The organism is Rhizobium sp. CSW-27, assembly GCF_018760785.1.
Classification (GTDB): domain Bacteria; phylum Pseudomonadota; class Alphaproteobacteria; order Rhizobiales; family Rhizobiaceae; genus Neorhizobium.
Window position 1 is genome coordinate 1 of record NZ_JAHHZO010000019.1, and the last position, 22,786, is coordinate 22,786.

Consider the following 22,786-nt stretch of genomic DNA (forward strand, 5'->3'; position numbering starts at 1 on the left):
ACGTCGCCGAAGCACTCGTCAAAATCCGAACCTACTTTATGCCGAAGCGGGCAAAGCAGAGGTTCTGACCGAAAGCCAGAAACCTATCCGTCAATCACAAAAGCCGTGGGCCATTCGTTGCGCTCACTAACGATCGGTGGTGGCCGGCGGTGAACGACAAGCCCTATGAGATAGGGTCGGATGCTTTCCAGAACTCGCTGTGAGGCGATTGGCGCGATCCGCACCTCGCAGAAATCCGAGATTTTTCGTTGAAAGTGATGAGTTGAAAGATCGTGTTTTGTCATGCTCTTATTCCGTTCTCTCGGCACCAGTGCCGAGCGCGGGCGGGTAGGAGCGGACATTTAACAAATGGTATTGCCGCAGCGGCGAGCACTTGGGGTCAGGCTTAAGTCCCCAGATTTCAAATGAAGCATCATGAGCCTCATGCTAAAGGTTGCAGATGGGATTCGGGGTTTTCATTCACCGGTCAGATTCGATTTACGACGACAGCCCGGCTGAACAATACCAGTTCCCGGGCCAGTATCTCGGTCGTGTCCAGGCGTGTGTAGGTGACTGGATCGTCTACTACGAGCCTCGGAAAGTCGCAGCGACCCGCGGCTATTTTGCTGTCGCCAAGGTTGAACGGGTAATTGCTGATCCGAAGGCGCCCGGCATGTATCTGGCGCTTATTGAACACGGCAGCTATCTCGACTTTATCAATCCCGTTCCGTTCAGCGGACCAGACGGTGTCATAGAACGAGGTGTGCTGAATGAAGAGGGCCGTATTTCAGGCAGAGCCCAGGCGGCGGTGCGTCCGATTTCCGCAGCAGATTTCAACCGCATCGTATCTATTGGCATAGACGAGCATGAGCCTGAATTGCCTCGGCTGGATGAGCCAAGGGGGACGCATGCGGTCGATGGATTTGCAGATGAAGCTCAAGCGCCGCTCATATTCGAGCAGGAGCGCGACCGGGTTATGCAACTCTCGTCGCGGATCGTTCGAAATCGGCTATTTCGCCGGCTCGTTCTTCACGCCTATGACAAACGATGTGCCATCACGGGATTGAAGCTCATCAACGGTGGTGGCCGGGCGGAGGTCGATGCCGCCCATATTCGGCCGGTGGAAGCGAGCGGGCCCGATATTCTTTCCAACGGAATTGCGCTTTCGGGTACCGCACACTGGATGTTTGACCGCGGGCTGATTGGCCTTTCGGACGATCTTGATATCCTGATATCGCGTCACGCGAATGATCCTGACAGCATCCAAGGACTCCTCAACAAGACCGGGAAGGCGATCGTGCCTGGCCGGGTCTTCGAGCGGCCGCATCCCCAGTTCCTGAGATGGCACCGTGAGAACTGCTTCAAGCAGTGAGCGCTGGGTTAAGTCTTGCGCTGTAGTTTCATCCCGATCGGGTCTATTTTGGTCGGTTGGCCCCAATAAACCTGAAATCATCCCGATCGGTTCGTTTGGCTTCCCTTCATGCCGCCTGGTGATATAGTCATCCCGATAGGGGTGATTATGGAAAAGATCAAAGATACGAAAAGCCTCGGCATGCTGATCCGTCAGGAGCGCAAACAGCAAGGGTTAACCCAGGAGCAACTCGCCGGGGTGATCGGTGTGGGCGTACGTTTTCTGCGTGAACTCGAGGCTGGCAAAGAGAGCTGCCAAATTGGCCTTGCACTGCAAGTCTTGGCCGGCCTTGGTCTTATTGTTTCGGTCGGTCGTCGACAGGGTCCGCGACCATGACCCGCGCATTGGAGGTCTATTTTCGCGACACCAAGGCGGGCGTACTCAGCCGACTTGACGACGGCTTGCTGACTTTTGCCTATGATAGCGCGTATCTCCTGGACCAGCGGCCGCGGGCGATCTCGTTCTCGATGCCCCTCCAAGAAAAGCCATTTGGTGATCAGGTGGTGCGTCCGTTTTTCTCGGGGCTTTTGCCGGACGAAGGCGCGCGGCAACGCTTGGCTGGCGCGCTCGGCCTTTCGTCAGGTAACGCCTTCGGGCTACTCGAAATTATCGGGGGCGAATGCGCAGGTGCCTTGTCACTTTATCCCACAGGCACGGCGCCCGAATCTCCCGGCCAGTCCCAAGCCGAAATTCTCACTTCGGAACGTCTGGGCGAAGTTCTCAGCAGGCTACGGACCCGGCCTCTGCTTGGTGGAGACGAGGGCATTCGCCTATCGCTCGCAGGCGCACAGGATAAACTGGCGGTCATTGTCGATGGAGATTCCATTGCGCTGGCGAAAGACGGCAGACCAACGACCCATATCTTGAAACCAGTCATCCAGGCGTTGGAAGGCACGGTGGAGAACGAGTATTTTTGTATGCGGCTGGCTGCCCGTCTCAAGCTGCCGGTACCCCGTGTCGAGATACGCCCAGCCGGGGCTACTGCCTTTCTTCTGGTTGAGCGTTATGATCGGACGAAAGCTGCAGACGGCACCATTGAGCGCCTGCACCAGGAAGACTTTTGTCAGGCCCTTAGCGTCCCGCCGGAGCTGAAGTATGAGGCCGAGGGCGGACCGGGGACAGAGCATGCTCTCGGGCTGATCGACCAGGCCTGCGCTAGACCTGTCGCGGATCGGTTGCAATTCATCCGCATGCTGATTTTCCATTATCTTGTCGGCAACGCCGACGCCCACGGCAAGAACTACGCCCTGCTTTACCGCTCCGATACACCGGATCTGGCACCGATCTACGATGTCGTTTGCACGGCCGTTTATCCCCGCTTGTCAAAGAGGCTCGCCATGAAGATTGGCGGCCGCGATGTGCCCGACACCATCCAGCTGAAGCATTGGAAGGCATTGGTGCCCGACACTAAATCTTCCCAGCAAATCCTTGTGCGCGATCTTGCCCAGATGGCGGAAAGGATTTTAAGCGAGGCCGATGCCCTTGTTGCAGAGCTGGCCGACGAGGGGATCAGGCACCCCATCCTGAGTGCAATTCGTAAGGTCATCTCAAGTCGGGCTGGTTTGCTACAGAGGGCCGCGGAGCAGGTGTCTTAAGCAGCTGAATGGTTTCGGATATCTAGCGCTTTATCCTTCGACCAACGGGCCGGCGGTTCGTATCCCTCTCAAGAGCAAAGGGCGACTTGGAACAAGTCGGTCAGGATCGGGAATGCAATAGACGAAGTTTTGTCTAGACCTTGCCGAACAACAGCGAGCGGTGCAGTCCGGCGCCGGCAAGGTTTCCATCGCCAACCGCGAGAGCAACGGATGCCATCGGCCTTGCGGCATCACCACAGGCGAAGACGCCCGGCATGCTGGTTTCCTTCATCGGGTCCGTCCTAATCGGCGATCCGATGGGTCCTTCTTCGAATTCCAGTCCAAGCTCCAAAGGTATGGGATTGCTCATCTGGAAGAGTGCCAGCGCAAACAGGCCAGCAAAGGACAAGGTGCGTCCATCGGCAAGCCTGATGTCGGCATGGGCGGTGATGGCTTCGACGGGGCTGCGCTCGATGATGACGCCCCGCATGGCAAGGCTTTGAAGCTGTTCGGCAGTCGGTTCGAAGGCGTTGTTGAGCAGCAGCGTCGTCGTTCCCCAGTCGGGCAGCATCAGGGCGTGATGCATCGAGAGTTCCGATCCGGCGATGACACCGATTTGGCCCTGGTTCAATTCGTAACCATGGCAATAGGGGCAGTGGAAGACAGACTTGCCCCAGCGTTCCGCAAGGCCTGGAATGGCCGGCAGAATATCCTTCACGCCGGTCGCCAGGAGCAGCCGGCGGGAGATGTGCCGCTGGCCATTGGCAAAGACTTCGAAACCCGCGCCTGATGTGTCGTTCATTTCGATTCGCGCTGCACGCTCCGCCCGACCGGACAGCCATCCGACCGTCTCGTATTGCATTCCCTGGGCCCGCGCATCCGCCGCGATGCGGGCGGGATCCACCCCATCCTGCGTCAGGAAACCGTGGGAATGGCTGGCAAAACGATTGCGACGCTGGCCCTCATCAATGATCAGGACCGAGCGGCGGGCCCGGGCGAGCTGGAGGGCGGCGGATAGGCCGGCATAGCTGCCGCCGATGATGATGACGTCGTAAATGGGATCGGCCATGATATGCTCCTCTAAATCTCGACACAACATAAGTTGCGAGATGAAAAGGAGTCAATGCTCATGACACCTCAAATGTGACATGAGGCGGCTTGCATGGTATCACGCAAATAATGAACCTATGGCTTGGCCTTGACGCTGAACGGAGATGATCGAATGCGGCACGACAGCCGGCTATCCAGAATGCTGCATGTGATGATCCATATGGGTCATCATGACGGACCCATGACGTCGGACATGATCGCTGCCATGCTGAATGCAAACCCGGTCGTCATGCGCCGCACCATGGCAGGCTTGCGTGAACAGGGGTTTGTCCGCTCCGAAAAGGGCCATGGCGGCGGCTGGACGCTGGCAAAACCACTGGATGATCTGACATTACTCGATATCTACCGCGCTGTGGGGGAACCGTCCGTCTTTGCCGTCGGCCCGGCCTATGACATGCCAGGTTGCCTGATTGAGCAGGCGGTGAATGCCACGTTGAAAGATGTATTCGCAGAAGCCGAGCAACTGCTGCTCACCCGGTTTGCCGGGGTGACGCTGGCTGATATTGCCAAAGACTTTCCGGCGGTAATCCAAGAGTACGGCCAGCGCTGCGAATGAAGATCAAGCGTATCCGCCAAGTCGACCAGAGCGATCTTCCACGCAGTCGCAGGTCTCATCGGTCGCAGGCTCGATTGAAAAGAAAGACAGTGCCGGCGAGCGCCAGCGTTGGCCATAAAACCAGCATCGGATCGTCAAAAACGAACATGCGGTATTCAAAGAGCATCCCGCCCCAATCGGGTAGCGAAGGATCAGCGCCAAGACCGATGAAGGCGAGTGAGGCGTATGCAATAGCTGCGGAGCCAGACTGGTTGCCGACATAGGTCAGTATCGATGGCAGCGTGTTTGGCAACAGATGACGAAACAGCTTGCCGCTGGAGCGCACGCCGAGCGCCTCGGCCCCCAGCATGAAGGGTTGTGACAAGACACGACGCGTCAAGGCATGGGTGAACACCGTCAGCGGTCCGATGGCCGCAAGGCCCAAGGCCACGCCGGCGCTCAAGGGGGACAGTCCGAAAACAGCCGCGGCCGTCAAGGCCACGATCAAAGTCGGCACCATGATGAACATCTGGCTGGCCTTTAAGATTGCGACCTCTCGCCAGCCGCCGAGAAGGGCGGCGAGGGTTCCAAGCAGAGAGCCACCCACCAGCCCGATCACCCCGACAGCGAGGATAACGATCCCCGTTCGAAATCCGCCAGCCAGCAGCCGGGACAGGAGGTCGCGGCCCAGATGATCGGTTCCGAGGGGGTGCGTGAAGGTTGGCCCTATGTGGCGACTGACGATATCGACCGCGTCCGGATTATGCGGTTGCCAGAGGCCACCGGCGAACAGAAGGGCAAGCAGGAGGAGAGGAAGTGGCATGCGCTTCATGTCAGGCGCGGCTCCAGCCGCAACATTATCAGCCGTGCCAGGAGATCGACGCTCACCATCCAAAATGCGACGACCATGACATAAGACTGCAACACCATCTGGTCCCGCATCGAGATGCTCTGAACCAGGAACTGGCTGATCCCAGGAAGGCCAAACAGGATTTCCATGGCGGCGGCGCTGCCGATCACCCAACCGGCTTCGGAATGCACGGCGGCAAGGACCGCATAAAATGCGCTCGGATGGGCATGACGCCACAGTGCCTGTGTTTCGGACAAACCTTTGGCACGCGCAGTGGCGAACCAGGGTTGCGTTGCGGCCTCCTGCAGGCTTTGGCGGTAAACGCGGGTCAGAACTGCAGTGGAATGCAGGGCCACGAGCGTGATGGCCAGCACCAGCGACGCACCGTCATTGGCGAACGGTCGGATCCACCGCAGTTGCACGCCGAAAACCCAGATCAGCACCAGCCCGGTAGCGAAGACGGGTGTTGATTGGGTGAACACCGACAGCAACCGGCTGAACCGATCCGCTAAGCCTCCAGGCTTGACGGCTGCCGCAAATCCGAGCGGCAGCGCAAGCATCAGGGCAAGGCAGAGCCCGGCAATGCCGATGCTGAGCGACAGGGGCAAACGGTGGAGGAACTCGGTGAGCACGGGTTCCCCCGTGCGGAAGGATCGTCCCCAGTCGCCGTGCAAAAAGTCCCAGCCCCATCGGAGATAGCGGGATATCAGAGGTCGGTCGAGACCCCAATCCTGGCGCAGGGCGGCCACCGTCTCGTCGGTTGCGGGCAGGTTCCAGGTGCGAATGGCAATCTCGACTGGGTCGGCCGGCATCAGCGTGATGATTGTAAAGGCTGCGAAAGACACGACCAGCAGGCCGAGCGCTGTCTGCAATCCCCATGATGCCAGCCTTTTCATGGGTTACTTGCTCTCGCCGATGTCGGCGCGCAGGACGTGATAGTCCGATCCCCAGGGCTCGTAACCCTGCAGTCTCTCGGAGACGCCGACATACCAGACCGGCGACACGAGAAACGACACGGGCACATCGTCAAACAGCTTCGCTTGGGCGTCCAGTGCGATCTGGATGCGTTCTGCGGGGTCACCGGTGGTTGCGAAGCGGTCGATGATGGCGTCGAAATCCGGTGATGCATATTTGGTATAGTTGAGCGAGGCGCCGCTTCGCAGCATCGAGTTCAGGAAGAAGGCCGGATCGCCGCTGGGGGCGGTGTGCTGGGCCCATAGCGCGATGTCGAAATTGCCGCTGGCCGCCGCCTCTGAGATATTGTCCACGATCTGGGTGTCGAGCCCGATGCCGATCCGGGCCAGCTGTGCCTTGACCACCGGCAGCATGGTGACCAAATCCGGCCGTTGCGGATAGGTGATCGCGAGAAGCTTCAAAGCCTTGCCGTCCTTGGCACGAATGCCGTCGGCGCCCTTTGTCCAGCCCGCAGCATCCAGGATCGCGGCAGCTTTGGCAGGATCTGTCGGCCGGGCTTGGCTGCCGGCAAACGGGAAATATGGGGCATAGGCGCCGGTCGCGGGTGTTCCGCCATTGATGGCGGCTGCCAGTTCCTTGCGGTCGACTGCGAGGTCTATGGCCTGGCGGACGGATTTGTCCTGAACCACCGGCCTTGTCGTGTTCAAAAAGGCAAAATACTGGTACCCGACCGCGAAGGATTTGACCGTCAGCGCCGGATCGCCCTTCAGCCGCGTGGCAATTTCGGAGGGGAGTCCGAAAGCGAGATCCAGTTCACCCGATTGAAACGCCAGCGCCATGGCTTGTGCATCGCCAAACCGCTTCAGGGTGACGGATGCGCGTTTCGACGCTCCTTCGAAATGCGTGTTCGGCTTCAATTGGAGTGCGGCATCCGCCTTGAAATCCGCGATTTCATAGGGACCGGTAAAGATTGCCTGGCCGCCCTCAGCTGACGGTTTGTAGGCAATCAGAGGCCATTCCGCGAACAGGGCCTCGATGAGAGGAACCGGCCTTTCCGTCGACACCTTGAGGGTGAGGTCGTCAGCGGCTGCGAAGGACAGTTTCCCACCGGTTGCCAAGGCCGCCTTGTTGTTGGCAAAGGTGCGCTCGAAGCCGGCGGCCAAGGCGGCGGCGGTAACGGGTGAGCCATCGGAAAAGCGGCGCCCCGCCTTCAAGGTGATCGTCCAGGTGAGCTCGCCCGTCCGTTCGGCCTTTTCGGCGAGTTCCGGCACAAGCTTGCCTTGCCTGTCGACGGTGAACAAGTTTTCGCCAACCCCGTGGCTGGTGAGCGCCCAGCCATTTGACCCCTTGGCCGGGTCGACGCCGCTGGTGATGAAGGTTGCGCCGACGCGCAAAGGCTCAGTCGCTGCTACGGGCCATGCGACGGCCACAAGGGCTGAGGTGGCGATCAGCGCACCGCTGAGCCGCGGGCGGAACGGAATGGACATAATGACCTCTCGTCTCATTGATTAAGGGTTCGGGAAGCTTGGTATCTGCGGCGGCCGCAGCCGCTGCTTGCGCCCGGTCGGGTGATAGGCGAAATCCTCCACAACCGTTCCGCCCAGCAGGTGCTCGGTGATGATGCGGTCGATTGCCGCCTCGGTGACGCCGCCGTAATAGGTGCCTTCGGGAAAAACCTGGACGACAGGCGCGAGATTGCAGGGACCGAGACAGGTGGATTTTGCCGTCATGGTGCCGTCGCCCGTCGTCCTCAGCTTCAGGCGCTGTTGCTCGTTGCGCAGGTGGCACCAGATTGCGTCGGCACCTGCGCCATTGCAGGGGCCGCCCTGGCAGACCAGAGCCCGGCGTTTCTGGTCCGGCACAAGCGAACCTTCGGCGAGGAGTTTCTGATCAACGGCTGGGTCGATGGGTTTGGCTGAAGCGACCAGATCGGCGAGCAGCGCTGCCATGACGGAACTGGCTGCAATCTGCGTTGTAATCGCCATGTCCGGCCACGGTCGGTCGTCCTCGCTTCGCCACCGCCGGATCACCTTTTCGAGCCAGATCTGAAAGCTTGGCTCCATTGGCAGGACAAGCGGGACGATGCTGACATGGCTGCAGCCCTCGCCGACCAGCGCCAGAAGGGCGTCCCTCAGAGACGGAGTGCCTTGTTCGGTGAAGGCGTATCGAACGACCGCATCAGGCCGGCGTTCGGCCATGACACCCACAAGCCGCGCCATGTCGGCGTGAGGCGCCGCGGCAAAAGCGGATTTCGCGATGAGAAGAACGGCGCGCCGTTCGTCTGTTTCTATCTGTTTCGTCACTGCGTGCCTCGCGCGTGAATAGGCGAGGCTTGCAACGAAATGACGACGCGCGCGAACCCGCGGTTCACGGACGAGCCATTCCGGCGGCAGACCCCGACCGCGGAATTCTATCGTGTCAGGCAGGTCTCCTGGCTCACGGGTCTGTGCCTTCCCCTGCCTTCCCAACCCTTTCGGGTCAGTGACGTTGTCGGGGACGGCTCGCCGTTTACAGTTGCGGGACAGCTCCGGCATCGCACCGGATTCCCTCTTAGCTTCCACCAGAGATGGAAGAACCTTGACCTAAAGATGTCTACATGATGGCTCCCTCCTGTCAATCGACAGGAGGCAACGGTTCCGGTAGAAGCCGCTTCCCCTCTCAGTCGCCTATTCATCGGCAATATCTTTTGTTATGTAATAACATTACATTTCACGTCCATTGTCAACTACTCGCGCTTGGCGAGGGGCGCTTGATGATCCTCAAAGTAAATGGCGCTTGACGAACTTGAAATGGTCCACGTCGAAGCATCCGGGAGAACTCGCAATGAGACGGGTGTTGCCAAGTTGCTCGATGCAGGGTTGATAGTATCGATACGCTACGAAATTGCCGAGCGTCGTCCCCCGTTTAAAGGGCCTTCTTTTTCCGCGTGAGAATCGTCGCATATGCTGTCTGGGCCTATCATCGCTTTGCCCTGAGTACAGCCGGTCTTGAAGAATTGCCTGCCGAGCAAAACATCATCGTCAGCAGGAAAACTATTCGACTGTGGATCAATCGCTTTGGTCGCTATTTTGCCACCTGCATACGCCGGGACCGGTCCAAATAAAACGAAAAGTGGCACATGGGTGAGGTCGTCATTACGATTGGAGCAGAGGATTTCTGGCCCTGGCGTGCGATCGATGCTGACCTCGATGTTCTGGTTCAGCGGCTTCGCAACATCAAGGCAAGTTCGGTCCAAAGCTTTGCCGATATACGCCCACTGAGAGCCTCTGCGCCGTCATTGCTGTAACGATCAATATCAAGACGATAGTCCTGATCGCATCAAAGCCTTAAAATGAGCAGCGCTAGCGCCAATCACTGAAATACCGACAGCTTCATCACCTCATCGACAAAGTCGGCAACGATGCGCGAAGGATAGCGGTTCGGCGGCAGTACCAGCAGGGTGCGAAAGTAGATCGCCGGTTTGAATGGGATGATCGTCAGGCCACGCCCCACATAAGGGTCGGCCGTCATGGGGTTGACGAGGCCGATGCCGAGCCCTGCCTGGACCATGGCGCAGATGGTTGTCGAATACGGCGTTTCCAGCACGACCTTCAGCTTGGTTGACCGGTCTCGAAAGATGGCTTCGGCGGCTCGTCGAGTCGTGTCTTCCGGCGACAGGGCAATGAAGGCTTCCCCATCCAGATCCTCGGGCGTCAGTTCTGTGGCTTGCTCCAGACGATGTCCTGCTGGAACCGCAATGGCGGCCCGATAGCGTGCGAAGGGCCGAACATCGACGCCTTCGGTTTCGATCTCGTCGGCGGCCAGCCCGACATCGACCTGCCCTGAGGCCACCAGATCCTTCACGGTCGAAGACAATTGCGCCTGAAACGCGATGGCGACATTCGGATGGCGCGCCTGAAAGCCACGCAGAGCGCGGGGCAAGATGTTGGTGCTCAGCGCCGATAGGCTTGCCACCTTGATTTCGCCTGATCCGAAATCGCGAATTCTTGCTGCCGCACTTTTCAGTCGAGTGAGCCCGGAAAACGAACTCTCCACCTCCTTGAAGAAGATGTTCGCCTCGGCGGTCGGAAACATGCGGCCACGTTCGCGCCGAAACAGGGCAAACCCGATATCGCGCTCAAGTTCCTGGATCGCCTTGCTGACCGCAGGTTGGGAGATGCGCAGCACCTCGGCGGCCCGCGAGGCTGTGCTGTTGGTCATCACGGCATGAAACACCTCGACCTGACGAATGTTCATTCGGCACCTCATAACCCAAGAGAATAAAGTGGCAGGATATTGATATTGGACGGAATTGATATGCCAATGTTTTAATCCGCTCACGAAATTGCTCAGGATGAAGCGGAATGAAAGACCTTACCAAGTGTGTTGTGACGCCGGACGTCAATATGGACGGGTTTGAAGCCCTTGGTGTCGCCACGCACCGGGCATCCACCATCGTCTTCAAAAATGCGGAGGCCTACGCAACCCGCGGCCAGCGTGGACATGATGGTTACACCTACGGGCTCTACGGCACGCCAACCACTCGCACGCTTGAAGCAAAGCTGACGGCGCTGGAGCAGGGCGTTCGCACATTTCTCGTGCCATCGGGGCAGGCGGCGAATGCGATTGCAGCGCTTCCGTTCCTGAAGAGCGGCGACAAGATTCTGATCGCGGATACCGCCTATCCGCCCATGCGTGATTTTGCCAACCAGGACCTGGCGCGTTTTGGCGTCGAGGTTGCCTATTACGATCCCGTCTCGATCGAGGACCTGACGGCAAAGATCGATGACCGTACCAAGCTGGTCTGGTGTGAATCCCCGGGTTCGACGACGATGGAGATCCAGGATCTCCCCGCCATTGCCGCTGTTGCCCATCGACACGGCGCGCTTGTCGGCTGCGACAACACCTGGGCCACGCCGCTCAACTACAAGCCGCTGGCGCTTGGAGCGGATATCGTCACGGAAGCCCTGACGAAATATGTTTCTGGTCACTCCGACCTGTTGATGGGGTCGATCACGGTGCGGTCGGAGGACCTCATCACACCGATCCGCGCCACGCTTGGGCGCTTTGGGATCGGCGTGTCTCCTGATGATGCATCGCTCGTGTTGCGCGGCATGGAAACACTCGGTGTCCGTCTCAAACACGCGGCAGATGGTGCACTGAGACTGATCGACTGGATCGCGCGCCATCCTCTGGTCGAGCGCGTCCTGTTTCCGGCATTGCCGGGTACGCAGGGGCACGAGATCTGGAAGCGGGATTTCCTTGGGACAAGCGGCGTATTCAGCGTCGTCCTGACATCGGATGCGGTGCCTCACGCCGCCGCCGCACTCGACGTCCTGAAAACGATTGCCATCGGCGCTTCCTGGGGTGGAACCCGAAGCCTGATCGCGCCCATGCCAGTCCGCCAGAACCGCACGGCCACCGAGTGGAAACAAGACGACCTCGTGCTGCGCATCAGTGTCGGGCTTGAAGACCCGACCGACCTCCAGGCCGACATCGAGGCATTCTTTGCCGAGATCCTCCGTCGGACGTCTCATGCCAAACTGGTGCGGGCAAGCTGAACATCTCTCAAAACGCACTCAACAATAAAGGGGAATGACATGCGTTCGAAACTTCTTGGAGTAGGCTTTCTGCTTACGAGCATGCTGTCTGCTGGTCTGTCGCCAGCGCTCGCGGGGCCAACACTTGACGCTGTCAAGGCGCGTGGTTTTCTGAAATGCGCCTCAAGCCAGGGTACTGTCGGCTTTGGCGCGCCCGACGAGAAGGGCTATTGGCGTGGCCTTGATGTGGAGACCTGCCGGGCCGTGGCAGTCGCCATCTTCAATGACAAGGACAAGGTGGAGTTCGTTCCGCTGAGTGGCCAGCAGCGCGTGCCGGCCCTGCAGACCGGGGAAATCGATATCCTGCCGCGCACGTTCACATGGACCTTGCGCCGCGACGCCAACGGTCTGAACTTCACGACGCCGAACTATTACGAGTTCACCGGTTTCATGATGCCGAAGGCGCTTGGCGTGACGAAGGTGGAGGACATGTCCGGCGCGTCGGTCTGTGTGCAGACGGGTTCCACCACTGAGGTGGTTGCCAACGACGTGTCGAAGGAACATAATCTCGGGCTGAAGCCGGTCGTCTTCGAAAACAGCTCCGCCGTCAGCCAGGCATTCTTCTCCGGACGCTGCGATGCCCTCATTACCGATGCGGCCGCACTTGCCTCCATTCGCGCAACATCCGCGAAAAATCCCGACGATTACATCATCTTTCCGGCCACCCGGTTCATGGATGCGCTGACGCCTGCCGTTCGCCATGGCGATGATCAATGGCTCGATATCGTCAACTGGTCGATCCAGGCCTTGATTGCTGGCGAGCAACTGGGTGTGACCCAAGCCAATGTCTCTGAGATGCAGAAGTCCGAAGATCCCCGCGTCAAGCGCTTCCTCGGTGTCGAACCCGGAAATGGTGCGGCACTTGGCCTGGACGAGAAGTTTGCCGCCAACATCATCGCCCAGCTCGGCAACTACGGAAAAATGTTTGATCGCAATGTCGGCAAGGATAGCCCGCTGAAGCTGGAGCGCGGCGCCAACCGCCTCTATTCCGATGGCGGGCTGATGTTCCCGCTGGCATTCCAGTAAGCACACGGAGGCCGGCATGCTCTTCGCGCTCTGGGACAATCGTCGCATTCGAAACAATGTGATCCAGGTCTTGCTGTTTGCAGGCTTTGCCGGTCTTCTTTTCTGGCTGTGGTCCAATACGGCGGCCAATCTGGCCGCCCGGGGAATCCGGGTCGGTTTCGACTATCTGAACCGACAAGCGAACTTTCCGATTTCGGAGAGTGTATTGCCCTATGATCCTTCCGATACATTCGGTTGGGCCTACGTGATAGGCGTGACCAACACTGCCGTCATCTCGCTAACCGCGATTATCATCTCCACCTTTATCGGCCTGGTGATCGCTCTCGTCCGGCTGTCGAACAATCCTTTGGCGTCGAAGATGGCGGCCTTGTTTGTCGGTGTCATCCGCAACATGCCGCTCATCGTGCAACTTCTCTTCTGGTATGCGCTGGCGACGACCGTGCTGCCGGCGCCAAGACTGGCTTTCAACCCGCTGCCCGGCTTTTACCTATCTCTTAGGGGTCTTTATGTTCCGGCGATCTCGCTTGGACCTCAGGCCGGTCCTTTCGCTGCTGCATGCCTTGCCGTGCTCATCGCCGCCGTCATCATGCGTCGCCTGGCACCAATATCCGCATGGTCGTTGAGCAAGTGGGTTCTGCTCGGTGGCCTAGCTGTCGCGGCTGTCGTGCTGCTTCGCCCGTCGGTTAGCTTTCCGGAACTGAAGGGCTTCAATTTTATCGGAGGGCTTCGCCTCTCGCCGGAATTTGCTGCCCTTATGCTTGGGCTCGTTCTCTACACCTCGGTCTTCATCAGCGAAGTCATCCGCGGTGGCATCGAAGCTGTCTCGCGCGGTCAATGGGAAGCCGGACGAGCGCTTGGCCTGTCCGAGCGGCATGTCATGTTCCGCATCATCATTCCACAGGCGTTGCGGATCATCGTTCCTCCGATGACCTCCCAGTATCTGTCGACGGTCAAAAACACGACGCTGGCGTTGGCTGTCGGATATCCGGAGCTCGGCCTCGTGGTCGGGACAGTCATCAATCAGACGGGCCAGGCAATAGAGAGTATTTCGATCCTTCTAGCCGTCTTCCTCACAATCAGCATCGCTGTGTCGATGTTCATGAATTGGTACAATGCCCATGTGGCACTGGTGACGCGATGACAAGTCTTTCCATTTCGCACGCTCATGTGGCCACGGACATACTGCCGGCCCGCCAAGCGCCGCCGATCAAGCGGATGCCCCTCCTCAAGATGCTGTTTGGCGATATCTTGAGCGCCGCTCTCACAACCGGCGCACTGATGACGATCCTGGCCCTGATGCCGGCCGTTCAATGGGGTCTTGTGGACGCCACCTGGACAACGGCGGATCCTGCTGCCTGCCGAGACGGCGGGGCATGCTGGGCCTTCGTCGGCGCCAAGCTGCGTTTCATCCTGTTCGGTCTTTATCCGCCGGAAGCGCAATGGCGCCCGATGATAATGATGGGCCTCATGGTCGGTATGGTTCTCGTGTCGCTATCGCCGGCGCTCTGGGGGCGAAAGCTGGTCATTGCCTGGCAGGTGGCCGTGGCCATGATGCTGACCCTGATGTGGGGCGGCGTCGCAGGCCTGTCCTTTGTGCCGACATCGCAATGGGGCGGCCTGCCGGTCACCCTCCTGCTCGCACTGCTGTCCCTCGGATGCGGCTTTCCCTTCGCGGTCTTTCTGGCGCTCGGGCGGCGTTCGTCCCTGCCAATCCCGAGCGTCCTGTCCGTCGGGCTGATCGAGACGGTCCGTGGGCTTCCGCTTGTCGGGCTGCTGTTTGTCGCCTCCATCCTGCTTCCTCTGCTCCTGCCGCCTACCTGGACGATCGACAAGCTCGGGCGCACGTTTGCGGCACTAACGGTCTTTGCGGCGGCCTATCTTGCCGAAGTCATTCGCGGCGGGTTGCAAGCTATTCCTGCCGGTCAGATCGAGGCGGCTAAGGCGCTTGGCATTCCGCATTGGAAGGCCATCCAGCATATCGTTATGCCGCAGGCCATTCAGAAGGTCATCCCGCCCTTGACCAATACGGCGATCGTCATGGTCAAGAACACCAGCCTGGTGATGATCGTCGGTGTGTTCGACATGCTGAGCGCTGGCCGCTCGGCTGCCATGGATCCCACTTGGCCCGCGCCCTATCGGGAAGCCTATCTCTTCGTTGGCCTCATCTATTTCGCGCTCTGCGTTGCCATCTCTTATTACGCCCGCTGGCTTGAGCTGCGTGTCAAAGCAAAGGATTACCGATGATGTCCGCTGAACAGCCGTCCAATCGTGAACAGTCTGCCATAGCGATCCGCAATCTCGACAAGTGGTACGGCACCTATCATGCGCTGCGTAATGTTACCCTGTCGGTCAAGCCGGGCGAGCGCATCGTCATATGCGGACCGTCCGGCTCCGGCAAATCGACGCTCATACGATGCGTCAATCATCTGGAAGAGCACCAGCAGGGCGAGATCGTCGTGAACGGCGTGACCTTGAACGACAGCCTCAAGAACATCGATGCAATCCGTCGCGATGTCGGGATGGTCTTCCAGCACTTCAACCTGTTTCCACATCTCACCGTTCTGGAGAACTGCGCGCTGCCGCAGATTCTGTCACGCGGAACGCCGAGAAAGCTCGCCGAAGAGCGTGGTATGCAGCTATTGGAACGGGTTCGCATTCCAGAACAGGCGCGCAAGTTCCCCGGTCAGCTTTCCGGTGGCCAGCAGCAACGGGTCGCAATCGCACGCGCCCTGTGCATGGCGCCTAAGATCATGCTCTTCGATGAACCGACATCCGCGCTCGATCCGGAAATGGTGAAGGAGGTCCTGGAGACGATGGTTGCTTTGGCCGAGGACGGTATGACCATGATTGTCGTCACCCACGAGATGGGTTTTGCCCGGCGCGTGGCGGACCGTGTTGTGTTCATGGATAGGGGCGCCATCGTCGAAAGCAGTCCACCCGATGCCTTTTTCGACGCCCCGACCCATGAGCGGACAAGAAGCTTCCTCAGCCAGATTGTTCACTGATCAGTGCGGATTGGACAAAAGCGCGAACGAAGCTATGGTTTGGTCTCCGTTCGCCTGATCGACCTCAAACTCGACTTTGGATGCTAATTGCCGTGATCCTTGTGGGCGCTATGCGCGTCGTGGCCGCCGTGAGTGTCGGCGCCCTCGACCATCACGGTCCCCTCGAAGCTTGCAAACAGCGCCAGCGTCTTCGCATCGACATTGGCTTCCGCCTCCGCGAGCTTGCTTGCCAGAGCCGTCGCATCGGCAGAGGAAAGCCCCATCGTTTTCAGGGCATCGGCCTGCTTAAGCCCATCGCCACTGCACAGATGAATGCTCCAGCCATCGCTCTTCTTCTTTAGAAGCGCACGACCGCCACGGCCTTCCTGCGTCCAGCCGGCAATCGCCCAGTCGCCTTGGACGACGACAGGTGATACGGTCAATGGCTTGTCGGCCGTTTCAAAAATCGCCCTCATCTTCGCAGGGATAGCCTCTTGGGGATCTGCGGATTGCGGCGCCGTCGGCATCGCAGCGTGATCTCCATGGTTGGCGTGATCACCGTGCTTCATTTCCGGCGCTCCACCAGCCGCCGGGCCGACCGCAAACTCCACATTGACCGATCCGGCCTTTTCGAATGTCAGGGTCGCCTTGATGGTCTCGCCTTCTTTGAAGGGCTGAGCGACATTCATGAACATCACATGGTAGCTGCCGGGTTTCAGTTCGACGGTCGCGCCTTTCGGGACCGCTATACCCCCTTGGAGCTCACGCATCACCATAATGCCGCCGTCGATCTTCATCTCGTGCAGTTGGACGGATCCGGCACGGTCTGACGAGGCGCTGACCAGTCGATCATCGGCAGCACCTTCGTTGGTGAGTGTGAGATAACCGCCCCCGACCTTGGCTCCCGGAAGCATGGCGCGGGCATAGGGGTGGCCGATTTCAATATCGCCGACCTTGAAGCCATGGGCGAGAGCGGGAGACACGGCAGCAATGGCGGCAACCGCGATCGCCAATAGTTTTGCCGTCAGATGCTTCATATCGTTTCCTCCTCTTGAGAATGACGTTTTGTTGTGTGGTGAGACGCCGTGGGGACGATGACGGTCACCCCCGATTGCGTTGTGAGAAACTCTGCCTCAATGCCGTAATAGGCTCGCAAGGCGTCTGGCGTGACGATATCGGCGAAACGGCCGTGGCCTCTGAGCTTTCCATCCGCTAGCAGCATCACGGAATCGCAGTGCCTTGCCGCGAAGTTCAGATCGTGAATGGCAATGAGAACCAGCGCCTGAGTTCTGGCGACATAGTCTTTCAGAACCTGCAGCACGTGGACCTGATGGCGCATGTCCAGCGCACTGGTTGCCTCGTCCAGCAGAAGAAGTGTTGGTTCCCGCAACAATCGTTGCGCCAGTAGCGCCAGTTGCTGCTGCCCGCCTGATAGGGTCGAAACCTTTCGCTGCGCCAGATCGGCAATGCCGAAATGGGAAAGAATGCGCGCACTCGCCTCAACGATATCCTGCTCGACACGCCAGCCCAGTTGTTCGTGACGCCCCAGAAGGATCACTTCGAGCACCGTCAGATCCGCGGTGACCTGGCAGTGCTGCGGCATATAGCCGAGATCACGAACGCCAACGACTTGACCATTCCAGAGCGCGCTTCCGTTGGATGGAACGATACCCGAGATGGCGCTGAGAAGCGTCGACTTCCCGGCGCCGTTAGGGCCGATCAGTGCGACGATCTGGCTCGATGGCAGTGACACGGTCACATCGGACAAGATGCGTTTCTTTCCGGCGACGACGCTCATGTCGCGGAGGACGAGACGCCCGGTCATGCGACACCTCGCTTGCCGCGGCGGATGATCACCGCAAACAGCATGGGAACTCCGGCGACGGCGGTGATGATGCCGACAGGAATGACGGCGCCTGGTGAAATCAGCTTCCCGAACACGGAGGCAGCGATCAGGATAATGGCGCCCGCCATGGCGGCAAGCGGAAGAGAGAAACGATGGTCCTCACCGACAAGGCTGCGGGCCACATGAGGTGCGATAAGCCCGATAAAGCCGATGGTCCCGACGAAAGACACGGCTCCCGCCGTCAGAAGTGCGACGATCAGGAAGGTTTCCCGTCGAAGTTTCTCCACCGAAAGACCAAGGCTCCTGGCATTTGCGTCCCCTAGCCGGAGCGTGGTGAGCGCCCACGTGCGGCGCGCGATGAAGGGAAGGCAGGCGAGTGCGATTACCAGCGTGACCGTGACGCTGGTCCAGGTGGATTTCAGCAAGCTGCCGAATAGCCAGAACACGATTTGCTGGAGAACTTCGGGAGAGGCAAGAAACTGCAGCAGCGATTGCATGGATTGGAAAAAGAACAGAACGGCAATGCCGCCGAGCACAAGGATCTCGGGCGTCGCACCCCGAAGGCGGGCAATCACATAGATGAGCCCACAGGCGACCAGCGTCATGGCGAAGGCGCTGATGGGAATGGTGAGATAGGCGGGCAGGGGGACAAGCGACCCGAACATGATGGCGAGTGCTGCGCCAAAGCCAGCGGCGGCGGAAAAGCCCAGCGTAAAGGGGCTTGCCAGCGGATTGTTGAGGATCGTCTGCATTTGCAGGCCCGCAAGCCCGAGGCAGGCGCCCACAAGGGCTCCCATCAGGGTCTGCGGCATGCGCAATTGCCACAGGATCGTCGCCACCATCCGGTCCGAGCCGGACGGGCCATCGAGCAGTCCATTCCAAACATCCTTAAGTGGCATGCCGGATGGCCCGGTCGTGAGATCGAGAACCATCAGCAGAATGAGCACGCCCAGGGATGACAGGAGAGCCAAGGCGCGACGGATAGATGCACGGCGGTAGCCGCCGTGCATCATCTCCAAATCCCGAGTCTGGGAGATCATTGCGCCTCGGCCTTGTAGGGGAGGACGAAGACGCCGTCAGCCTTGATCGGCAGCCACTTTGCATAGTAGTCCGCGATGTTTTTGGCCGGATCGACGTCCTTGAAGGCGGCAGGATAGAGTTGTTTGGCGATGAACTGCGCATAGACATAGTCGGACAGCGTGCGTGCTCCACCGTGATAGATGGCGAATACGTCGCCATTCTTGACAGCCGGAAGTTCCGACCAGCCCGGACGCTGCATATAGGCCTTCATGCGCTCACGCGTCACGGCCGGATCTGCGCCGAAACCGACGGCGACCGATTGCGGCTTGTTCAGCCATTCCGACCCTGCGAGAAAAATCAGGTCGGGTTTCTGGGCAAGCACATATTCGGGGCTGAGCGGTCCCCAGTTGCCGATCTGGCCCTTGGCAATGTTGGCGCCGCCAAGGCTGCCGATCAGGGCGCCCCACATGCTGTTGCCATAGGAGTTGCCGACTTCCGCCGGCCCCTTCTGGGCAAGTTCGACATAGACCTTCTTGGCTGTCGGTCCCGCCGCCTTGATGCGCGTATCGATGTCGATGATTGCATCCTGATAGTTCTTCGCCAGCGCCTTCGCACGGTCTTCGGTGCCCATCAGCTTGCCGAGTGCAAGCGTGGAGGCGACATGCTTTTCGACCGTCTGGGCATTATAGTCGAGGACGACGATCGGGATGCCCGCGGCCTCGATCTGCTTGATGCCTTCGCCAAGCGCATCATAGGACCAGGCGGCCAGGATCAGCAGATCAGGCTTGGCAGCGATCACCTTCTCGGTGGAAAAGGTGTTGTCTTCGGTGTTGCCGACATCCGGGATCGAGGAAAGTTTGGGAAGAGCCTTCTCATAGAGCGCAAACTGGTTTGGTCTCCAGTCCTTCCACGTCGAAAGCGAGAGCGCCACCACCTTGTCGAGTGCGCCAGGGCCGACGATAGCGAGATAGTCCTCGTAATAGAAGCCGAGGACGACCCGTTCCGGGACCTTTGGAACGGTAACCGTCCTGCCCTTGACATCGGTCACGGTGATGTCGGCGAAGGCGGATGCCGCCAGCGTCAGAACGGCGGCCAGGGTGGAGATGAATAGTTTTTTTATCACGATATTGCCTTGGAGTTGTGGACGGCAACGGGATGCCGTTGCCGTCGGTTGGAGAGGTTGAAAGGATTAGCTGAAGGCCCGTTTCAGCGGCTTGACGTGCCGGAAGACGAAGAGATCCAGAAGGATCACCGCGATCAGGACAGCGCCGCTCAACGGAAAGAGCAGCGAGAGGGCGAGCATGATGATCGCGCCGGTCTTCCAGAGCGGCATCTTGTCGGCGGTGACGGGGGCAACGAGCCGCCCGGCGCCGATTGGCCTGCGCTTCCACCACATGGCGATGCCGCTGACCGACATGAAAATAACCGACAGACAGAAAAGGGTGTTGAGGGCAATATTCCAGAGGCCCATATCGCCTTCATGGAAAGCGATGCCGACGGCCATTGCCTTGCCGGTCACGCCGTAATCGGCGAATTTGACGTCGGCGAGTATCTTGCCGGTATAGCGGTCGATATGCACGGTGCGATCCGACATCGGATCGGCGCTGTCATTGCTCATCGTGTCGCGGGCAATAGTCCAGACGCCCGCCTCGCCGCCCGGAAACGAAAGCTGAAACCGCCCGTCGAAACCAAGTGCTCGTGCCAGTGCAACAATCGTATCGACGTCAACCGGTTCGTCTGCGGCAACACCCTGAATGCCCGCATTCGAGCCGGAGGCAGGCATCGGCGTCTGCTCCAGCGTCCAGGGCACATTCTTCACGCCGTCATGATTCATGCTGGCATGGGTGGCGTCCGAGAGAGGCACATTGTCCCACTTGGCGGCCGGGAAGGTGCTCCAGGCCTGTGTCATCTTCTCGCCCCAGATGCCGGCCCAGGTCAGGCCGGAGAGCAGGAAGGCAAGCAGGATGATCGACGCATAGACACCGATCGTCTGGTGCAGCGACTTCCAGACTTGACGGCTCTTGCCGCTGATCGTCGGCACCAGCGAGGAAGCGAGGCTGCGCCCGTCGCGGGGCCACCACATGTAGATGCCAGTCACGATCAGCATCACCGCAAAGCCTGCGGCAATCTCGATCAGGCGATCGCCGACTGTGCCGATGAGCAGTGTTCCGTGAATGGTGTCGGCGAGGTCATAGAGGGCGTTACGGCGCTCCCAGCTCCCGAGAACCGCCGCATTGGAAGGGTCAACGGCAACCATGGTTGCGGCATCCCCTGCCTTGACGCGGAATACAGCGGGCTCGGTTGCGGTCCGCGGCGCGATGTATTGAACCAATGTCCCATTTGGGACCGCAGACAGCGCGGAGGCGGCCTGTTGCGAGACCGCCACGGTCTCTGCACTGGGCTGAACGGAATAGAGCTTTTCTCCATCACGGCCCACCAGGACTGATGACCACAGCATCATAAGTCCGGTCACCGCCAGCATGATCAGAAATGGCGCCACATAGAGGCCGGCATAGAAATGCCAGCGCCAGGCCGTGTTGTAGAAGTTCCTGGCAAAGCTTTGATCCGGTATGGATGACGATTGATCCGTCGCGAGTGTCATGGTTGTCCCCCCAAAGAACAGAGTGTCGGAAATGTCGGTGATCAAGTTGCAGGTATTGCGCCGGCCGCGAGCGCCCGAAGCGCTTGGCGGTCGCGAATGGTGATCAGTTCGGGCTGGGTAAACGCGATCAGGCGCTCGCGTTTGAAGCGGCTGAGGCAGCGGCTGACCGTTTCGTGGGTCAGGCCAAGCCAGTCGGCCAGTTCGCTTCTGGAGAGATAGAGCAGGAAGCTGCTGCGCCCGCCATGGCCCTGGCGGGAGAACTGGTCGGCCAGATCAAGTAGCGCCGAGGCAACCCGCTCAGTCGCCGTCTTGCGGCCCAGCAGCAGGCAGTGCGCCTGCGCGCGGATAAGCATGCGTCTGGTGGCATCGGTGATCGCCTTGCGGTTTTGAAATGGATCGATGAACTCGATCCTCACCGGGCAGACGGCAATCGCGCGGCATTTGCCAAGGTCGACACACTCGCCACTGACGACCCATCCGGGGCCGAAGACATCCAGGATCTGCCGACGGTTGTCGCTCAGTTCCCGAAAGAGTGCCACGCATCCCTGCCGAAGGCGGAAGGTGAGCGGGGCGCCGGAACGCGCCAGCGGAATCCCGGTCCTTGCGGAGATGCTGCGCTGATGCGTCCATGGGGCATCGGGACACGGTTTGAGGGCGTGCAGGGATGAAACGTCGTCATCCCTCGAAAGCGAGTTCAACATGCGCGAATTCCAGCCATGTGCCGGAACAGCGCGGTCCCGCCCCGTTCATAGGCACAGATTGTTGAAGACGGCCGCTCGAAAAGCGGACGCGGTTCAGGCAATCAGGCCAAACGGAGGCGCGCGTGGTGAGGTGTTGGGGGGGAAAAGCTGCCGATAGAAAGCTTCGTCACGCACCGGGAGGTAGCGATCCGCCTCGCGGGAAACCGTTACGCCGCCAACCGCCGTTGGTTCAGGCAGCAGGATCGCGGAGGCGAGCCGGCAGGCTTCGCAACCGTTACCAAAATCATGGCTATGTTTTTTGCTGGCTCCGTCTTCAGACGGCAAGCACAGCACCGGCAAAGTTCCATCCGGCAGAGTGTAGGCGGCGATTTCTGCCGGTGTCAGTGTAGGAGCAGACAACTCAGGCGGTTTGTGGGAAAGCCCGACAAACAACAGAGCAAGCGCGCACACAATGCGCGTCAAAACTCCCGCCTGTTCCCCGCTTCGCTTCATCACGTCCCCTCAATTGGCAAACCATAGCGCCACTTCCAATCGAGGACAATGCGACATCTGTGCTTAGGGCAGGTGCTGAGGTCTCGGTCGTCTGTCTGCACATTCCTCCGGTATGCCTATATAGAGCTATGCGTTTGTACCGCTGGTTACTGGGGAGACAGC

22 protein-coding genes, 1 pseudogene and 1 riboswitch are annotated in these 22,786 nt (G+C 59.5%); of the genes and pseudogenes, 10 read left to right on the forward strand and 13 right to left on the reverse strand.

The window, feature by feature from the left end; translation table 11 throughout:
- Positions 1–439 precede the first annotated feature (439 nt).
- The 3 genes from KLP42_RS23615 to KLP42_RS23625 all read left to right on the forward strand — a co-directional run bounded on the left by KLP42_RS23615 (position 440) and on the right by KLP42_RS23625 (position 2,985).
- Positions 440–1,351 carry an HNH endonuclease gene (locus KLP42_RS23615; protein ID WP_215570193.1) on the forward strand — a complete coding sequence of 304 codons (912 nt, stop codon included), beginning with the start codon at positions 440–442 and terminating at the stop codon, positions 1,349–1,351.
- 147 nt (positions 1,352–1,498) lie between these two features.
- Positions 1,499–1,726, forward strand: a complete 228-nt coding sequence (locus KLP42_RS23620) for a helix-turn-helix domain-containing protein (RefSeq protein ID WP_215570200.1) — start codon at positions 1,499–1,501, stop codon at positions 1,724–1,726.
- On the forward strand, positions 1,723–2,985 hold the full coding sequence (locus tag KLP42_RS23625) for a type II toxin-antitoxin system HipA family toxin (protein ID WP_215570202.1): 1,263 nt from the start codon (positions 1,723–1,725) through the stop codon (positions 2,983–2,985). Before KLP42_RS23620 ends, KLP42_RS23625 begins: the two co-directional genes overlap by 4 nt.
- Positions 2,986–3,118: 133 nt before the next feature.
- On the opposite strand, the gene KLP42_RS23630 is transcribed toward KLP42_RS23625, so the two are convergent.
- Positions 3,119–4,033 carry an NAD(P)/FAD-dependent oxidoreductase gene (locus KLP42_RS23630; RefSeq protein ID WP_215570204.1) on the reverse strand — a complete coding sequence of 305 codons (915 nt, stop codon included), beginning with the start codon at positions 4,031–4,033 and terminating at the stop codon, positions 3,119–3,121.
- Positions 4,034–4,186: 153 nt separating this feature from the next.
- Here KLP42_RS23630 and KLP42_RS23635 point away from each other — a divergent pair, with 153 nt between their 5' ends.
- Positions 4,187–4,630 carry an Rrf2 family transcriptional regulator gene (locus KLP42_RS23635; RefSeq protein WP_215570206.1) on the forward strand — a complete coding sequence of 148 codons (444 nt, stop codon included), beginning with the start codon at positions 4,187–4,189 and terminating at the stop codon, positions 4,628–4,630.
- Positions 4,631–4,685: 55 nt separating this feature from the next.
- Here KLP42_RS23635 and KLP42_RS23640 read toward each other — a convergent pair whose 3' ends face one another.
- Genes KLP42_RS23640 through KLP42_RS23655 form a run of 4 tightly spaced genes read right to left on the reverse strand, consistent with a single transcriptional unit; the run spans position 4,686 to position 8,677 of the window.
- Entirely contained in the window at positions 4,686–5,441 is a 756-nt protein-coding gene (locus tag KLP42_RS23640; RefSeq protein WP_215570208.1) for an ABC transporter permease, read from the reverse strand.
- Positions 5,438–6,355 (reverse strand): ABC transporter permease, encoded by a 918-nt coding sequence (locus KLP42_RS23645; protein WP_252193222.1) that lies wholly within the window; start codon positions 6,353–6,355, stop codon positions 5,438–5,440. The genes KLP42_RS23640 and KLP42_RS23645 overlap by 4 nt, the downstream gene beginning before the upstream one ends.
- Positions 6,356–6,358: 3 nt before the next feature.
- Positions 6,359–7,861 (reverse strand): ABC transporter substrate-binding protein, encoded by a 1,503-nt coding sequence (locus KLP42_RS23650; RefSeq protein ID WP_215570210.1) that lies wholly within the window; start codon positions 7,859–7,861, stop codon positions 6,359–6,361.
- A 21-nt stretch (positions 7,862–7,882) separates the two neighbouring features.
- Positions 7,883–8,677 (reverse strand): NAD(P)H-dependent oxidoreductase subunit E, encoded by a 795-nt coding sequence (locus KLP42_RS23655; RefSeq protein ID WP_353844918.1) that lies wholly within the window; start codon positions 8,675–8,677, stop codon positions 7,883–7,885.
- A 102-nt stretch (positions 8,678–8,779) separates the two neighbouring features.
- A riboswitch (cobalamin riboswitch) is annotated at positions 8,780–8,969 on the reverse strand.
- 288 nt (positions 8,970–9,257) lie between these two features.
- Here KLP42_RS23655 and KLP42_RS27000 point away from each other — a divergent pair.
- Positions 9,258–9,600: pseudogene (locus tag KLP42_RS27000) on the forward strand (transposase family protein); the annotation flags it as partial.
- Between the two features lie 125 nt (positions 9,601–9,725).
- Here the strand turns inward: KLP42_RS27000 and KLP42_RS23660 are convergent.
- Positions 9,726–10,694, reverse strand: coding sequence for a LysR substrate-binding domain-containing protein (locus tag KLP42_RS23660; protein WP_353844919.1), 969 nt, complete (start codon positions 10,692–10,694; stop codon positions 9,726–9,728).
- Between the two features lie 23 nt (positions 10,695–10,717).
- Here KLP42_RS23660 and KLP42_RS23665 point away from each other — a divergent pair, with 23 nt between their 5' ends.
- From KLP42_RS23665 to KLP42_RS23685, 5 genes are read left to right on the forward strand one after another with little or no spacing between them, the layout of a single operon-like run.
- Positions 10,718–11,914 carry a trans-sulfuration enzyme family protein gene (locus tag KLP42_RS23665; RefSeq protein ID WP_215570212.1) on the forward strand — a complete coding sequence of 399 codons (1,197 nt, stop codon included), beginning with the start codon at positions 10,718–10,720 and terminating at the stop codon, positions 11,912–11,914.
- Positions 11,915–11,953: 39 nt separating this feature from the next.
- Entirely contained in the window at positions 11,954–12,979 is a 1,026-nt protein-coding gene (locus tag KLP42_RS23670; protein WP_215570214.1) for an amino acid ABC transporter substrate-binding protein, read from the forward strand.
- Positions 12,980–12,995: 16 nt separating this feature from the next.
- Positions 12,996–14,120, forward strand: a complete 1,125-nt coding sequence (locus KLP42_RS23675) for an amino acid ABC transporter permease (protein ID WP_215570216.1) — start codon at positions 12,996–12,998, stop codon at positions 14,118–14,120.
- Positions 14,117–15,223: an amino acid ABC transporter permease gene (locus tag KLP42_RS23680; protein ID WP_215570218.1), complete on the forward strand. Its 1,107-nt coding sequence runs from the start codon at positions 14,117–14,119 to the stop codon at positions 15,221–15,223. The genes KLP42_RS23675 and KLP42_RS23680 overlap by 4 nt, the downstream gene beginning before the upstream one ends.
- Complete coding sequence (locus KLP42_RS23685) at positions 15,220–15,984, forward strand: amino acid ABC transporter ATP-binding protein (RefSeq protein ID WP_215570220.1); 765 nt, start codon at positions 15,220–15,222, stop codon at positions 15,982–15,984. Before KLP42_RS23680 ends, KLP42_RS23685 begins: the two co-directional genes overlap by 4 nt.
- A gap of 83 nt (positions 15,985–16,067) precedes the next feature.
- Here KLP42_RS23685 and KLP42_RS23690 read toward each other — a convergent pair whose 3' ends face one another.
- The 7 genes from KLP42_RS23690 to KLP42_RS23720 all read right to left on the reverse strand — a co-directional run bounded on the left by KLP42_RS23690 (position 16,068) and on the right by KLP42_RS23720 (position 22,624).
- Positions 16,068–17,000 carry a copper uptake system-associated protein gene (locus KLP42_RS23690; RefSeq protein ID WP_215570222.1) on the reverse strand — a complete coding sequence of 311 codons (933 nt, stop codon included), beginning with the start codon at positions 16,998–17,000 and terminating at the stop codon, positions 16,068–16,070.
- Positions 16,997–17,788 (reverse strand): ABC transporter ATP-binding protein, encoded by a 792-nt coding sequence (locus KLP42_RS23695; protein ID WP_215570224.1) that lies wholly within the window; start codon positions 17,786–17,788, stop codon positions 16,997–16,999. Before KLP42_RS23695 ends, KLP42_RS23690 begins: the two co-directional genes overlap by 4 nt.
- Positions 17,785–18,849, reverse strand: a complete 1,065-nt coding sequence (locus tag KLP42_RS23700; RefSeq protein ID WP_215570226.1) for a FecCD family ABC transporter permease — start codon at positions 18,847–18,849, stop codon at positions 17,785–17,787. Before KLP42_RS23700 ends, KLP42_RS23695 begins: the two co-directional genes overlap by 4 nt.
- Positions 18,846–19,952 (reverse strand): ABC transporter substrate-binding protein, encoded by a 1,107-nt coding sequence (locus tag KLP42_RS23705; protein WP_353844921.1) that lies wholly within the window; start codon positions 19,950–19,952, stop codon positions 18,846–18,848. The genes KLP42_RS23700 and KLP42_RS23705 overlap by 4 nt, the downstream gene beginning before the upstream one ends.
- A gap of 66 nt (positions 19,953–20,018) precedes the next feature.
- Positions 20,019–21,431, reverse strand: a complete 1,413-nt coding sequence (locus KLP42_RS23710; protein ID WP_215570228.1) for a PepSY-associated TM helix domain-containing protein — start codon at positions 21,429–21,431, stop codon at positions 20,019–20,021.
- A gap of 41 nt (positions 21,432–21,472) precedes the next feature.
- On the reverse strand, positions 21,473–21,970 hold the full coding sequence (locus KLP42_RS27315) for a helix-turn-helix domain-containing protein (RefSeq protein WP_215570230.1): 498 nt from the start codon (positions 21,968–21,970) through the stop codon (positions 21,473–21,475).
- Positions 21,971–22,225: 255 nt separating this feature from the next.
- Positions 22,226–22,624: a DUF2946 family protein gene (locus KLP42_RS23720; RefSeq protein WP_215570232.1), complete on the reverse strand. Its 399-nt coding sequence runs from the start codon at positions 22,622–22,624 to the stop codon at positions 22,226–22,228.
- Positions 22,625–22,786: the final 162 nt, after the last annotated feature.